Raw genomic sequence first — 13,271 nt, 5'->3', positions numbered from 1 at the left:
GTGGTGTCAAGATGGAATTAACGTTAGCAGCATTAGAAAACATGAAATTGAAGGAGCTGTATGAGCTCGCCAGACAATACAAAATTTCATACTACAGCAAGTTGACGAAAAAGGAGCTTATTTTTGCGATTTTGAAAGCGCGTGCCGAACAAGACGGCCTCTTTTTCATGGAAGGCATCCTCGAAATCATTCCGTCGGAAGGATTCGGCTTTTTGCGCCCGATCAACTACTCCCCGAGCTCGGAAGACATTTACATTTCCGCTTCCCAAATCCGTCGTTTTGATTTGCGCAACGGGGATAAAGTATCCGGCAAAGTGCGGCCGCCGAAAGAAAATGAACGCTACTTCGGCTTGCTTCATGTCGAAGCGGTCAACGGAGAAGACCCGGAAGTCGCGAAGGAGCGCGTTCACTTTCCGGCGTTGACGCCGCTTTACCCGAATCGGCAAATGAAGCTGGAGACAACGCCGGACAAGCTGTCGACCCGCATCATCGACTTGATCGCTCCCGTCGGCTTTGGCCAGCGCGGTTTGATCGTCGCGCCGCCGAAAGCTGGCAAGACGATGCTGCTGAAAGAAATCGCCAACAGCATCACCACGAACCACCCGGATGTCGAGCTGATCGTTTTGCTCATTGACGAACGGCCGGAAGAAGTGACCGACATCGAGCGGTCGGTGCAAGGCGACGTCGTCAGCTCGACGTTTGATGAGGTGCCGGAAAACCATATTAAAGTGGCCGAGCTTGTCTTAGAACGGGCGATGCGATTAGTCGAGCATAAGCGCGATGTCGTCATTTTAATGGACAGCATCACCCGCCTCGCCCGGGCGTACAACTTAGTCATTCCGCCGAGCGGGCGCACGCTCTCCGGCGGGATCGACCCGGCGGCGTTCCACCGTCCGAAGCGGTTTTTCGGCGCCGCGCGCAACATCGAAGAAGGCGGCAGCTTGACGATTTTGGCGACCGCCCTCATTGACACTGGATCGCGCATGGATGACGTCATTTACGAGGAATTTAAAGGCACCGGCAATATGGAGCTCCATCTTGACCGCTCGCTCGCCGAGCGCCGCATTTTTCCGGCGATCGACATTCGCCGTTCAGGAACGCGCAAAGAGGAGCTGCTCATCCCGAAAGAACATTTGGAAAAGCTGTGGGCGATCCGCAAAACGATGGCCGATTCCCCCGACTTTATCGAGCGGTTTTTGAACAAATTGCGTCGGACGCAGTCAAACGAAGAGTTTTTCGCCTTGCTCGATCAGGAGTGGAAACAGGGCGGCCCGCTCCGTCTGTAGGCAGTTGGCGGAATTTGCCGCGAATCGCCCGTTGCAAACTGACAGAAAAGCTGTTATAATCTTGACATGTGTGTTTTGGCTGGCGCCTTTTGGTTTGTGCGATCCGTGATTTCCACCGGCCGGCTTCGCTTCGGCGGAGTCCCGGCTGTTCCATGCGCTGCGCCTTGCCAAATGGGCGGGCGCGCATAAGCATGAAGCGTTCCATGCTACGAATCACTCTGTTTCGATAAGATACAGGGCGGAAGGAGATGAAAACGATGAAACAAGGCATCCATCCAGAGTACAAAAAAGTCATCGTCCGCTGCGCATGCGGCAACGAATTCGAAAGCGGTTCGGTCAAAGACGAACTGCGCGTGGAGATTTGCTCGGAATGCCATCCGTTCTTCACGGGCAAACAAAAATTCGTTACGGCAGCGGGCCGCGTGGATAAATTCAATAAAAAATACGGCCTTCAGTAACAAGGACGTGACGAAAGCAGGCAAGCGAAACTTGCCTGCTTTTTCGTGAGAGCAGATGGAAGGCCCGCTGATCGTCGCGATGGCAGACGGCACGGGCAGCCGATGGTTTGAGGACAGTGCTATGTGAAAGGAGAGGCCCCGATGTACGTGATGACGCAGTCCGGCTGGCTTGAGGTCATTTGTGGATGCATGTTTTCCGGCAAATCAGAAGAATTGATTCGCCGCGTCCGCCGTGCTCAGTTTGCCAAGCAGGAAGTGAAAGTGTTCAAGCCAACGATCGACAATCGTTATAGCGAAGATGCAGTCGTGTCGCACAACGGCAATTCGGTGATCGCCATTCCGGTCGCGACGCCGGCGGAAATGTTCCGCTACATTTCCGCCGCCACCGACGTCGTCGCTATCGATGAAGTACAGTTTTTTTCCGACGACATCATCGATGTCGTGCAAACGCTTGCTGATTGCGGCTGCCGCGTCATCGCCGCGGGGCTCGACCAAGATTTTCGCGGCGAACCGTTTGGCCCCGTGCCGGCGTTGATGGCGATCGCTGAATCGGTGACAAAGCTGCAGGCGGTTTGCACGGTATGCGGTTCCCCGGCCAGCCGGACGCAGCGGCTCATTAACGGTGCGCCCGCCTCTTATGACGATCCGGTGATTCTCGTCGGCGCCAGTGAAACGTATGAGCCGCGCTGCCGCCATCACCATGAGGTGCCCGGCAAACCGAAAAAGCGATACAACCGCCCGCTTGCTGGACATACGGGTGAGTGATGGTGAGGCGGTCACTGATGTGGTTTGGCCGCTTTCATCGGCGCAGTGGCGAAGCGCCGCCATCGTTGATGGAAACGGCGCATATTCGTATATTTCGCCGACTGAGAAGGGCGGAAGCGGCGACATCATCCTCGCCCGTCTCGTGCGTCCATTCGCTATGGGAGGAAAAAGCGTTTGGCATGCGGCTTGTCCATCATTGGTCGTTCGCTCGACTAGGCTGCCCCTTTTATTCATTCGCCGCAAAATAGACGAATGATGGCAGAAAGATTTATGGATTGCCGTGTATCATTGACGGGCGATCATGGACATCCTAACAGCTAAGGAGGCGAAAAAGGATGAGACGCATCTGGCTGTTAGGAATGATCTTCCTGCTTTCGGCCTGTTCGTTGAATCCGGATCATCCGTCCTACCGCCAGCAAAGCGAGGACAAAAACGGCGCGCGGCTGATGACGGACGGGCGGCCGAAGATCGACGCTGACAGAGACTTGTACAACAACTTCGACGATCCGGAAAACGTGCGGCAAAACCCGAATTTTATCAGCTTGACGGAAGGAAGCGAAAACCAGCGCGCCGATACGCGCAAGGCAGCGCAACTCATTGAGCGGTACACCGATTACCAAGCCGACTCCATCTGGTTTCATGGCGGCAATATGTATGTGACCGTTGATGCATCGGAAGAGCTGTCTGACGAGGAGCGGCAGCGCGAGGCGCAACGCATTGACAAGCTGCTGACCAAAGCGATCCCGACATACGAGATCATCGTGCACGTCAACTGAGAGCCCCCGCTTGCCAAAAGCGGGGTTTTTGTTTGGCTTCCTTTCATGCTATAATCTAAAATTAGACTGTGTGGAAAAAACAGAGGTGAATGATGTGTTTGATCGGTTGGAAGCTGTGGAGCAACGGTATGAAAAGCTCAATGAACTGTTGATGGACCCCGACGTCATCAATGATCCGAAAAAGCTGCGCGATTATTCGAAAGAGCAGGCGGATTTGGAAGAAACGGTGCAAACGTACCGCGAATACAAATCGGTTCGCGAGCAGCTCGCCCAAGCGAAAGCGATGCTCGAAGAAAAGCTGGAGCCGGAGCTGCGCGAGATGGTGAAAGAGGAAATCGGCGAGCTGGAAGAACGGGAAGAGGCGCTCGTTGAAAAGCTGAAAGTATTGCTTTTGCCGAAAGATCCGAACGATGAGAAAAACGTCATTATGGAAATCCGCGCGGCCGCCGGCGGTGAAGAGGCGGCGCTGTTTGCCGGCGACTTGTACCGGATGTATACGCGCTATGCGGAATCGCAAGGGTGGAAGACGGAAGTGATCGAAGCGAGCCCGACTGGCCTCGGCGGCTATAAAGAAATCATTTTTATGATCAATGGCAAAGGGGCGTATTCAAAGCTGAAGTTTGAAAACGGCGCGCACCGCGTCCAGCGCGTCCCGGAAACGGAGTCAGGCGGGCGCATCCATACGTCGACGGCGACAGTCGCCTGCCTGCCGGAGATGGAAGAAATCGAAGTCGAAATCAATGAAAAAGACATTCGCGTCGACACGTTCGCCTCAAGCGGACCGGGCGGGCAAAGCGTCAACACGACGATGTCGGCCGTGCGCCTTACCCATATTCCGACTGGCATTGTCGTTACATGTCAAGACGAAAAATCGCAAATCAAAAACAAAGAAAAAGCGATGAAAGTATTGCGCGCCCGCATTTACGACAAATACCAGCAAGAAGCGCGCGCTGAATACGACCAAACGCGCAAGCAAGCTGTCGGCACCGGCGATCGTTCTGAACGCATTCGCACGTACAACTTCCCGCAAAACCGCGTCACCGACCACCGCATCGGGCTCACGATCCAAAAGCTTGATCAAGTGCTCGATGGGCATTTGGATGAAATCATCGAGGCGCTCATTTTGGACGACCAAGCGAAAAAATTGGAGCAAGCGAACGATGCGTCGTAACGTACATGAAGTCCTCGCCTGGGCTTCTTCTTTTTTGCGCGCCCATGGAAAAGAGGAGCGGACGGCGGAGTGGCTATTGTGCCACCATTTGCGCACCGATCGGGCCGGACTGTTCGCCCGCTGGCGCGAGCCGGTCGACGAAGCGGTATATGAACGGTTTGCGGCCGACGTGCGCCGCCATGCGGTCGATCACGTGCCGATTCAATATTTGATCGGCTATGAATCGTTTTACGGCCGGTCGTTTCTCGTCAACCGCCATGTGTTAATCCCGCGCCCGGAAACGGAAGAACTGGTGCTTGGCGTTCTAAAGCGGGTGTCGCGCCTATTTGCCGGTCGGAAGCGGATCGATGTCGTTGACGTCGGCACTGGCAGCGGGGCGATCGCCATCACGCTGGCGCTCGAAGACGAGCGGCTGTCGGTAACCGCCATCGACATTTCCGAAGAAGCGCTCGCGGTCGCCAAGGAAAACGCCCGGCGGCTTGGGGCGGACGTTTCCTTTTTATGGGGGGATTTGCTTCAGCCATTGATTGCCGCGGGGCGGAAGGTTGACGTCGTCGTCTCCAATCCGCCGTATATTGCGGAGGCCGACGCCGCTTTGCTTTCCCCGGTCGTCAAAGACTATGAGCCGCACACGGCGCTTTTTGGCGGCCGCGACGGGCTCGATTTTTACCGCCGCTTTGCCCGCGAGTTGCCGCTTGTACTCGGCGCGCCGGCGCTTGCTGCGTTTGAAGTCGGCGCCGGGCAAGGGGAAGCAGTGGCGGCGCTCTTGGCTGCAGCGTTTCCAGAGGCCGAAGTGGAAGTCGCTTTTGACCTCAACGGCAAAGACCGGATGGTGTACATGACGCGTCCGAAAAACGGGAAAAAGTGTTAGATTGATAGGTTTAAAAATGAGCGGCGCCGTCCACAATGAAAGGTGAAAGGACGGTGCTGATCATGACCATCAAAGGAAATGCCATTGCCATATGTTTATATATCATTCTATTAACGACAGGTGTACTCCTCGAGCTGTACGGCCATAAGACGGACGTCGGGGCGAACGCGGCGGTCCCCATCCCGAATGAGGCAATCCGCCTGCGCATTTTAGCCAACAGCGATGCTGATGAAGACCAACAATTGAAGCGAAAAGTGCGCGATGCGGTCAATGCGCAAATCAACGGTTGGGTGGCCGAACTCACCTCGTTCGAGGAAGCGAAGCGCGCCATTCGCTCTCACCTGCCGGACATCGAGCAGACGGTCGCCCGCGTGTTGCGCGATGAACAAAGCGATCAAACGTACAAAGTGGAGTTTGGCCCAGTTCATTTTCCGACGAAAGTGTACGGCAACTACGTGTATCCAGCGGGCGTCTATGATGCCGTGCTGATCACACTCGGAGAAGGAAAAGGAGCAAATTGGTGGTGCGTTTTGTTCCCGCCGCTTTGTTTTCTTGACTTTTCCAACAGCGATGCCGTAATGATGGCGGCGAATCGAGCGACTGCCGAACCGAATGAACCGAAAGAGGAGAAGGATGCAACAGTGGAAAACGAAGATCGCCCCGATTCTTCTGCCGATCATGGGCAGAGCGAAGGGAAAGCTGATGGTCGCGAGTCGTCTTTCGTCGTCATGGCCGAGCCGGAACAGCCGGTGGAAGTGAAATTTTTCTTCAAAGAGTGGCTCAGCCATCTCATTCCATAAGCATCTATCCACAAATTTATCCACAAAAATAACAAGTTTATTCACAGTTTGTGCATAACTGTGGAAAGGCGCCGGGCGTCAATCTGACGCTTGTAAAAAAATCCGCCATTTTCAAGGCGAATCACGGCGATGGAGAAGGTGAAATAATTGAGAACAAACGTTTGGATTGTGGATAATATTGTTGATAAACGGCGATTTTATCCACAAATACGAGAGGCGGTTGAATGGTTGCGGGCCGGGGAAGTCATCGCATTCCCGACGGAAACAGTGTACGGGTTGGGGGCAGATGCGGCCAATACAGCCGCGGTGGAAAAAATTTTCGCCGCCAAAGGGCGGCCGAGCGACAATCCGCTCATCGTTCATGTCGCCAGCATGGCCCAAGTGGAGGCGGTAGCCGCCTCGATCCCGCCCGTGGCGAAAACGTTGATGGAACGATTTTGGCCAGGACCGCTCACGTTAGTATTGCCAAAACGGGTCGGAGCGGTGTCTGAACGGGTGACGGCCGGGCTGCCGACGGTGGCGGTGCGCATGCCGGATCACCCGCTGGCGTTGGCGTTGATCGAGGCGAGCGGATTGGCGTTGGCCGCCCCGAGCGCGAATCGGTCAGGAAGGCCGAGTCCGACGACGGCGGCGCACGTGCTTGCCGATTTAGACGGGCGGATCGCCGGGGTGATCGACGGCGGGCCGACCGGCGTGGGCGTTGAATCGACGGTGCTCGATTGCAGTGGGGAGGTGCCGACGATTTTGCGCCCGGGAGGGGTGACGAAAGAGGTGCTTATTGAAGCGATCGGCCGCGTTGAAGAGGCCGCTGCTGTGGACGGCGAGGCGGCGCCGAAAGCGCCGGGGATGAAATATACGCATTATGCGCCGAAAGCGCCGCTTTGGATCGTCGCCGGCTCGCCCGCATTTTTGCAGCGGCTTGTCGATGAAAGCCGGGCGGAAGGGAAAACGGTCGGCGTGTTGACGACCGAGGAAAACCGGGATCAGTATGCGGCCGATATCGTGCTGCCGTGCGGAACGCGCCAGGCGCTTGAGACGGTCGCGAGCCGGCTGTACGACACGCTGCGCCGATTTGATGAAACGAGCGTCGATCTCATTTACAGCGAGGCGTTTCCGGAAGAAGGAATCGGTGCGGCGATCATGAACCGGCTCCGTAAAGCGGCCGGCGGACGCGCCATCAGCGAACAGCGGAAGTGAAAGGACGGCCGTCTGTATAGATGCAACGAACAAGTTTCACATATCCTGGCTGAAAAAGCAGCTTGTCTATTTTTTGGATGGTCGGAGGCAAGCCGCAGGCTTCTTCGTCCGAACGACCATGCGCTTCACAGATCCATGTATGGGTTTGGAAGCGGCGTTGTTCAGTCGTGCGGCAGTCGAGAAAATGGCTCTGCAAAAGCTGCAAACGGTAAGGTTCAAATGGCATCTAGAGGCTTGGGGGATGCCGTTTCCAAACGCCAAACCGGTCTGTTGCGGGCCGGCTTTTTCTTTTCCGTCCGCCCGTCAATCAGGCGGGCCCCATTGGTTGCCCGCCCTGCTTCTAAACTGCCTTGGACGTGCATATGTTAGCAATAAGGCCGGTCCGGGAGGGAAGAAACATGAGCGTATTCATCGGCGAAATCATCGCGCTGTCAATGATGGCGCTGGCGCTGGGCATGGACGCGTTTTCAGTCGCGTTGGGAATGGGGCTGTTGCGCCTTCGGCTGCGGCAAATGTTTTATATTGGGTTGACGATCGGTTTGTTTCATATTCTCATGCCGCTTGTCGGCATGGCCGTCGGCCGCCTGCTGTCGCGCGAGTTCGGAAGTGTCGCGACATACGCGGGCGGGGCGTTGCTGTTATGGCTTGGCGGGCAAATGATCATCACCTCGTTCCGGAGGGATGACGGCTTGCCGCTGTTTCCGCGTGGGGTGGGATTGCTTTTTTTTGCCTTCAGCGTCAGCCTAGACAGCTTTTCCGTCGGGCTGAGCCTCGGCATTTTCGGAGCGCGGACGATGGTGGCGATTTTTCTGTTTGGTCTGTTCAGCATGGTGCTGACATGGGTTGGGCTTTTTGTCGGCCGCCATTTTCAGCAATGGCTCGGTTCTTACAGCGAAGCGCTTGGCGGCAGCATTTTGCTGGCGTTCGGGCTCAAGCTGCTTTTTCTATAAACGGCGGCAGGCGGTTTTCCTTCCGTGGAAAAAAGCGGACTGCCTGCTTTTTTTGCTCTTTTCGCTATGGTATATTGATGGTAAGCCATTAGTGTGAAGAGGTGGTTGCATGCCATACCGCATTTTGTTCGTCTGCACAGGCAATACGTGCCGGAGCCCGATGGCGGCTGCATTGTTGGAAAATAAGCAACTGCCCGGTGTCGAGGTGAAATCGGCCGGCGTGTTTGCGGCGGAAGGGAGCGAGGCGTCGGTTCATGCCAAGGCGGTGTTGAAGGAAAAAGGAATCGAAGCGGCCCACCGCTCCTCACAGCTGAAAAAAGAGCATATCGACTGGGCGACGCACGTGCTGGCGATGACATCCGGCCATAGAGAAATGATCGTCGAGCGTTTCCCAGAAGCGAAGGACAAAACGTTTACGTTGAAGCAGTTCGTCTCGGGAACAGACGGAGACATCGCCGATCCGTTCGGCGGGTCGATTGAAGTGTACCGGGCGGCGCGCGATGAGCTGGAGAAGCTCATTGACCGCTTGGCGGAAAAGTTGAAAACAGAATAATGAGGTCGACAAGTGAGGGGGAACACAAATGGGGGGAACAAGTCATCGGTTCGGTTTGCGCCTGAAGCTCGTCGTTTTTACGACAGCGTTGGCGCTGATCACGTATTCAACGAGCGCCTTTTTCTTGTACGTTTTGTATGATCATTGGTTCGCCTCGTGGAACAAAAGTGTGTTTACGATGATCGTGTTGCTCCTTGGCATCTTTTGGTCTGGAGTGCTTGCCTATTTGGCCGCTGGCTGGATTACAAGGCCGCTGCAACGGCTCGAGGAAGCGGCGGCAAAGGCGACGGAAGGACATATCGATGAGGATGTTCCGTTGCCCTCTTCCCATGACGAAATTCGCTCGCTGGCTGTCGCGTTCAACCGGATGCTTGGCCATTTGCGCGCAGTCGTCGCCAATGTGGAAGAGAGCGCAGCGCGCACGACGGAAAAGACGGCGGAAATGAGGCAGGCGTCCGAAACAGTGTCAAACCGTGCACGCGATATTGCAGCGACCATTGACGATATTTCCAAAGGGGCGGCGTCTTCGGCCGAGGCGATCCAAGAAGCGGCTTCGGCGGTTGAGGATGTGCTCGCCATCGCAGTACAAGTAAAAGAAACGGCCGAGCGTGCGGAACAGTCGGTATATGAGATGGCCAAAACGCTGCAGGCAAGCCGCGATATCACCCATTCGCTTATTAACGGCATCGATCAGCTGGCTGACGATCAAGAACGGTCGCGGGCGGCTGTCGAGCAGCTAGAAGCACACGCTAATCAAATTGGCAACATTACGTTGCTTGTTGCTGACATCGCTGAACAGACGAACTTGCTTGCGCTCAATGCTTCCATTGAGGCAGCCCGCGCCGGCGAGCACGGCCGGGGGTTTGCCGTCGTTGCTGAGGAAGTGCGCAAACTGGCTGATGAGAGCGCCAAGGCGGTTAAGCAAATCGCGGAGTTGGTCGGCAACATTCAAAACGAAGTCGCCCGTGTGGTGGCGCAAATGGACAAGCAGGCGGCCGCTGCAAACGCTGAGGCGGCGAAAGGGGAACGCACGAATGAGTCCATTGCGGCCATGGCGGCCTCAGCCGATGAAGTGATCCGCGCCGTCCATGACATCGCTGAGTTGGCGAAGCGTCAAATGGGGCATATGGAGAGGGCTGCGGCGCAGACGCAAGAAGTGGCGGCGATCGCTGAGCAGACGTCCGCCGGCGCGCTCGAAGTTGCGGCGGCGACCGAAGAGCAGGCCGCATCGATCAACGATGTGCATAAGCTGGCTGGCGAATTGGTTGAACAGGCCGAACAATTGCAGACGGCTGTCGCCCGGTTCCGCACTCGTTGATGCACATGCAAACATGATTCATCGAAAGGGGGAAGGGCGATTCCTCCCTGGCTTTCGCTATCACGGCGAAGCCTAGGGCTCCTCGCCCGAACGTGATGAAAGTCGCTATTGCTTCCGACCATGGTGGAATTCGCATTCGTGAGGAAATTAAAGCACTGTTGGATGAAATGGGAATCGAGTACACCGATTTTGGCTGCGATTGTGAAACATCGGTCGATTACCCGGATTATGCGCTTCCCGTCGCTGAAAAAGTGGCGCGCGGCGAATTTGATCGCGGCATTTTGATCTGCGGCACCGGCATCGGCATGACGATCGCCGCCAACAAAGTGAAAGGGGTGCGTTGCGCCCTTTGCCACGACGTCTACAGCGCCAAGCTGACGCGCATGCATAACGACAGCAACATTCTCGCGATGGGGGAGCGCGTCATCGGCCCCGGCCTGGCGCGCGAAATCGCCAAGGCATGGCTTGAGACCGAATTTGAAGGCGGACGCCATGCGCGGCGGATCGGCAAAATCGCCGACTATGAAAACAAGCATTTGTAGGCAGAACGAGGGACGCATCGGAGCGGATGCGGCCTGCGAGCCATAAGCGGGGGACGCCGTGCGGCCCATGCCGGCTGTGGGCGTCTTGCTTCATGAGGATGGCGGCTGCAAGGAAATGTATATAGATGCAGCGAAAACGTTTACCATCCCCTTGCTACAAAAGTCTCTTGTTTATTTTTTTCATTTTTTCATTTTTTCATTTTTTTACGGTCAGGCATGTCCTTCTCTTTTCTTGAGAACTGTCGATTCAGGGGGAAACGGTTGTTTTTTCACCATCCCTCTAGAAGGCTGGTGATTTAGTGAAAAGTCGCGGAAAACGGACTCCCTTCTCAAATTGAGAAGTCCTGTAAAATCAACGCTTCCCTTTCATCCGAAAGCAACGGGTTCGGCGAAATCGGTCGTTTTTCACCATCCCTCTAGGAAAACGACATATTCGTGATCATCGCAGGCATCCCCGGAGCTGGACTCAGTTTAGACGAATCACCGTCGAAAGTGCCCGTGTTCGTCAATGGCAGCATGGATAAAAACGAACGAAGGAGGGGAAGAGGGCATGGACGCACGATTGACCGAATGGCGGCAGCAATGGCAAGCCATCTTGCATGAATTTCGCCAACAGGCGCCGCTTGGCCGCGGCGATGTTGTTGTGATTGGCTGCAGCACGAGCGAGGTGCTTGGCGAGCGGATCGGCACGGCCGGATCGATGGACGTTGCGGCCATACTGTTTGCCGAGCTTGACGCATGGCGGCGCGAAATGGGTGTTGCGCTCGCATTTCAATGTTGCGAACATTTAAATCGCGCGCTTGTTGTTGAACGGGAAACTGCCAAAGCTCACGGGTTGGAGATCGTCTCGGTCGTTCCGGTGCCGAAAGCGGGCGGGGCGATGGCTGCCTACGCTTACCGAAAGCTCGCCGACCCGGTCGTCGTCGAAGCGATTCGCGCCGATGCCGGCATTGACATCGGCCATACGCTCATCGGCATGCATTTGAAGCCGGTCGCCGTTCCCGTGCGCGTTTCGGTGAAGCACATTGGATCGGCGTGCGTGACGCTGGCGAAAACGCGGCCGAAGCTGATCGGAGGCGCCCGCGCGGTCTACTCGTTGGAAAATCCGAATGATTCCTGTTCTTTCTAGAGATTTCATTCATTTTTTCTTTGAATTTGCCTTGCTGAAGCTGATAAAATAAAAAAGAATATTCACTGATTTTGCACAAGGGGGAGCTATTGATGAATTACTTGCCACAACAAGATCCGCAAGTGTTCGCCGCCATTGAACAAGAGCGGAAACGGCAACATGCGAAAATTGAGCTGATCGCCTCGGAAAACTTTGTCAGCCGCGCAGTCATGGAAGCGCAAGGGTCGGTGTTGACGAACAAATATGCCGAAGGCTATCCGGGCCGCCGCTACTACGGCGGTTGTGAATATGTCGACATCGTCGAAGATTTGGCGCGCGAGCGGGCGAAGCAATTGTTCGGAGCGGAGCATGCGAACGTTCAGCCGCATTCCGGGGCGCAGGCGAACATGGCCGTCTATTTCACCGTTTTGGAGCACGGCGACACGGTGCTTGGCATGAACTTGTCGCACGGCGGCCATTTGACGCATGGCAGCCCGGTCAATTTCAGCGGCATTCAGTACAACTTCGTCGAATACGGCGTCGACCCGGAAACGCATGTCATTGACTATGACGACGTGCGCGAAAAAGCGCGTCTTCACCGACCGAAGTTGATCGTCGCCGGCGCGAGCGCCTATCCGCGCATCATCGACTTCGCCAAGTTCCGCGAGATTGCCGATGAAGTCGGCGCCTATTTAATGGTTGACATGGCCCATATTGCCGGTCTTGTTGCGGCAGGTCTTCATCCGAATCCGGTGCCGTACGCCCATTTTGTCACGACGACGACGCACAAAACGTTGCGAGGCCCGCGCGGCGGGATGATTTTATGCCAAGAACAGTTCGCTAAACAAATCGACAAAGCGATTTTCCCTGGCATTCAAGGCGGTCCGCTTATGCATGTCATCGCCGCGAAAGCCGTCGCGCTCGGCGAGGCGCTGCAAGACGACTTTAAAGTGTACGCAAAGCGCGTCGTCGAGAACGCAAAACGGCTCGCCGCCGCCTTGCAAAACGAAGGATTCACCCTGATCTCGGGCGGCACGGACAACCATTTGTTGCTTGTCGATTTGCGCCCGCAGCAGCTGACCGGGAAAACGGCGGAAAAAGTGCTCGATGAGGTCGGGATTACGGTCAACAAAAACACGATTCCGTACGATCCGGAAAGCCCGTTTGTCACAAGCGGCATCCGCATCGGCACGGCCGCGGTCACGACGCGCGGCTTCGGATTGGAAGAGATGGACGAAATCGCCGCCATCATCGGCCTTGTGCTGAAAAATGCCGGCAGCGAACAAGCGCTTGAGGAAGCGCGCCAACGCGTCACCGCTTTGACGGAAAAGTTTCCGCTCTATCAAGACTAAGCGCCGCCAATTCATCCGAAACCGTACGGTGCACCGCCTCCGGACTTGGCGGTGCGCCTTTTTCCGTTCGTTCGGCAGTTGAACAGGCGCTCGTTTTCCAGTAAAATTTATAGAAGTGCAGCGC

General features: G+C 55.8%; 15 protein-coding genes. All 15 read left to right on the top strand.

The genetic code is table 11. The annotated features are described in order from the left end of the window. Positions 1 to 11: 11 nt before the first annotated feature. The 15 genes from rho (at position 12) to glyA (ending at position 13,147) form a co-directional block, all read left to right on the top strand. Complete coding sequence (gene rho, locus BJQ97_RS16540) at positions 12 to 1,286, top strand: transcription termination factor Rho (protein WP_044732844.1); 1,275 nt, start codon at positions 12 to 14, stop codon at positions 1,284 to 1,286. Between the two features lie 257 nt (positions 1,287 to 1,543). Further along, positions 1,544 to 1,744, top strand: coding sequence for a 50S ribosomal protein L31 (rpmE, locus tag BJQ97_RS16535; protein ID WP_031406629.1), 201 nt, complete (start codon positions 1,544 to 1,546; stop codon positions 1,742 to 1,744). Between the two features lie 141 nt (positions 1,745 to 1,885). Continuing rightward, positions 1,886 to 2,509: a thymidine kinase gene (locus tag BJQ97_RS16530; RefSeq protein ID WP_160157414.1), complete on the top strand. Its 624-nt coding sequence runs from the start codon at positions 1,886 to 1,888 to the stop codon at positions 2,507 to 2,509. 19 nt (positions 2,510 to 2,528) lie between these two features. Next, complete coding sequence (locus tag BJQ97_RS16525) at positions 2,529 to 2,765, top strand: hypothetical protein (protein WP_160157413.1); 237 nt, start codon at positions 2,529 to 2,531, stop codon at positions 2,763 to 2,765. Positions 2,766 to 2,844: 79 nt separating this feature from the next. Further along, on the top strand, positions 2,845 to 3,285 hold the full coding sequence (locus BJQ97_RS16520; RefSeq protein WP_160157412.1) for a hypothetical protein: 441 nt from the start codon (positions 2,845 to 2,847) through the stop codon (positions 3,283 to 3,285). A 94-nt stretch (positions 3,286 to 3,379) separates the two neighbouring features. Beyond that, complete coding sequence (gene prfA / locus BJQ97_RS16515) at positions 3,380 to 4,456, top strand: peptide chain release factor 1 (RefSeq protein ID WP_160157411.1); 1,077 nt, start codon at positions 3,380 to 3,382, stop codon at positions 4,454 to 4,456. Continuing rightward, positions 4,446 to 5,327 (top strand): peptide chain release factor N(5)-glutamine methyltransferase, encoded by an 882-nt coding sequence (gene prmC, locus BJQ97_RS16510; protein WP_160157410.1) that lies wholly within the window; start codon positions 4,446 to 4,448, stop codon positions 5,325 to 5,327. Before prfA ends, prmC begins: the two co-directional genes overlap by 11 nt. Positions 5,328 to 5,362: 35 nt before the next feature. Then, entirely contained in the window at positions 5,363 to 6,127 is a 765-nt protein-coding gene (spoIIR, locus tag BJQ97_RS16505; RefSeq protein ID WP_160157409.1) for a stage II sporulation protein R, read from the top strand. Positions 6,128 to 6,274: 147 nt separating this feature from the next. Then, complete coding sequence (locus BJQ97_RS16500) at positions 6,275 to 7,324, top strand: L-threonylcarbamoyladenylate synthase (protein ID WP_160157408.1); 1,050 nt, start codon at positions 6,275 to 6,277, stop codon at positions 7,322 to 7,324. A gap of 398 nt (positions 7,325 to 7,722) precedes the next feature. Then, entirely contained in the window at positions 7,723 to 8,274 is a 552-nt protein-coding gene (locus BJQ97_RS16495; protein ID WP_160157407.1) for a manganese efflux pump MntP, read from the top strand. 109 nt (positions 8,275 to 8,383) lie between these two features. After that, on the top strand, positions 8,384 to 8,827 hold the full coding sequence (locus tag BJQ97_RS16490) for a low molecular weight protein arginine phosphatase (protein WP_160157406.1): 444 nt from the start codon (positions 8,384 to 8,386) through the stop codon (positions 8,825 to 8,827). Positions 8,828 to 8,855: 28 nt separating this feature from the next. Continuing rightward, the gene (locus BJQ97_RS16485) at positions 8,856 to 10,145 is read left to right on the top strand and encodes a methyl-accepting chemotaxis protein (RefSeq protein ID WP_160157405.1); all 1,290 of its coding nucleotides are present in this window, start codon (positions 8,856 to 8,858) and stop codon (positions 10,143 to 10,145) included. A 95-nt stretch (positions 10,146 to 10,240) separates the two neighbouring features. Next, positions 10,241 to 10,687, top strand: a complete 447-nt coding sequence (gene rpiB, locus BJQ97_RS16480; RefSeq protein WP_023633289.1) for a ribose 5-phosphate isomerase B — start codon at positions 10,241 to 10,243, stop codon at positions 10,685 to 10,687. Between the two features lie 550 nt (positions 10,688 to 11,237). After that, positions 11,238 to 11,816, top strand: a complete 579-nt coding sequence (locus BJQ97_RS16475) for a TIGR01440 family protein (protein WP_160157404.1) — start codon at positions 11,238 to 11,240, stop codon at positions 11,814 to 11,816. Positions 11,817 to 11,908: 92 nt separating this feature from the next. Next, a complete protein-coding gene (glyA, locus tag BJQ97_RS16470) occupies positions 11,909 to 13,147 on the top strand; it encodes a serine hydroxymethyltransferase (RefSeq protein WP_160157403.1) in 1,239 nt (412 codons plus the stop codon). Positions 13,148 to 13,271 lie beyond the last annotated feature (124 nt).

Source organism: Geobacillus sp. TFV-3, assembly GCF_009901865.1.
Lineage (GTDB): Bacteria > Bacillota > Bacilli > Bacillales > Anoxybacillaceae > Geobacillus > Geobacillus thermoleovorans_A.
Note: the sequence above shows the minus strand (reverse complement) of the source record. Positions and strands in the feature narration are given on the sequence as shown.

Bases quoted from the DNA above. Each gene is read 5' to 3' on its own strand.
- rpmE (WP_031406629.1), top strand. From the start codon at position 1,544: ATGAAACAAGGCATCCATCCAGAGTACAAAAAAGTCATCGTCCGCTGC.
- glyA (WP_160157403.1), top strand. From the start codon at position 11,909: ATGAATTACTTGCCACAACAAGATCCGCAAGTGTTCGCCGCCATTGAA.
- rpiB (WP_023633289.1), top strand. From the start codon at position 10,241: ATGAAAGTCGCTATTGCTTCCGACCATGGTGGAATTCGCATTCGTGAG.
- BJQ97_RS16520 (WP_160157412.1), top strand. From the start codon at position 2,845: ATGAGACGCATCTGGCTGTTAGGAATGATCTTCCTGCTTTCGGCCTGT.
- prmC (WP_160157410.1), top strand. From the start codon at position 4,446: ATGCGTCGTAACGTACATGAAGTCCTCGCCTGGGCTTCTTCTTTTTTG.
- BJQ97_RS16530 (WP_160157414.1), top strand. From the start codon at position 1,886: ATGTACGTGATGACGCAGTCCGGCTGGCTTGAGGTCATTTGTGGATGC.
- BJQ97_RS16490 (WP_160157406.1), top strand. From the start codon at position 8,384: ATGCCATACCGCATTTTGTTCGTCTGCACAGGCAATACGTGCCGGAGC.
- BJQ97_RS16485 (WP_160157405.1), top strand. From the start codon at position 8,856: ATGGGGGGAACAAGTCATCGGTTCGGTTTGCGCCTGAAGCTCGTCGTT.
- spoIIR (WP_160157409.1), top strand. From the start codon at position 5,363: ATGAAAGGTGAAAGGACGGTGCTGATCATGACCATCAAAGGAAATGCC.
- rho (WP_044732844.1), top strand. From the start codon at position 12: ATGGAATTAACGTTAGCAGCATTAGAAAACATGAAATTGAAGGAGCTG.
- BJQ97_RS16475 (WP_160157404.1), top strand. From the start codon at position 11,238: ATGGACGCACGATTGACCGAATGGCGGCAGCAATGGCAAGCCATCTTG.
- BJQ97_RS16495 (WP_160157407.1), top strand. From the start codon at position 7,723: ATGAGCGTATTCATCGGCGAAATCATCGCGCTGTCAATGATGGCGCTG.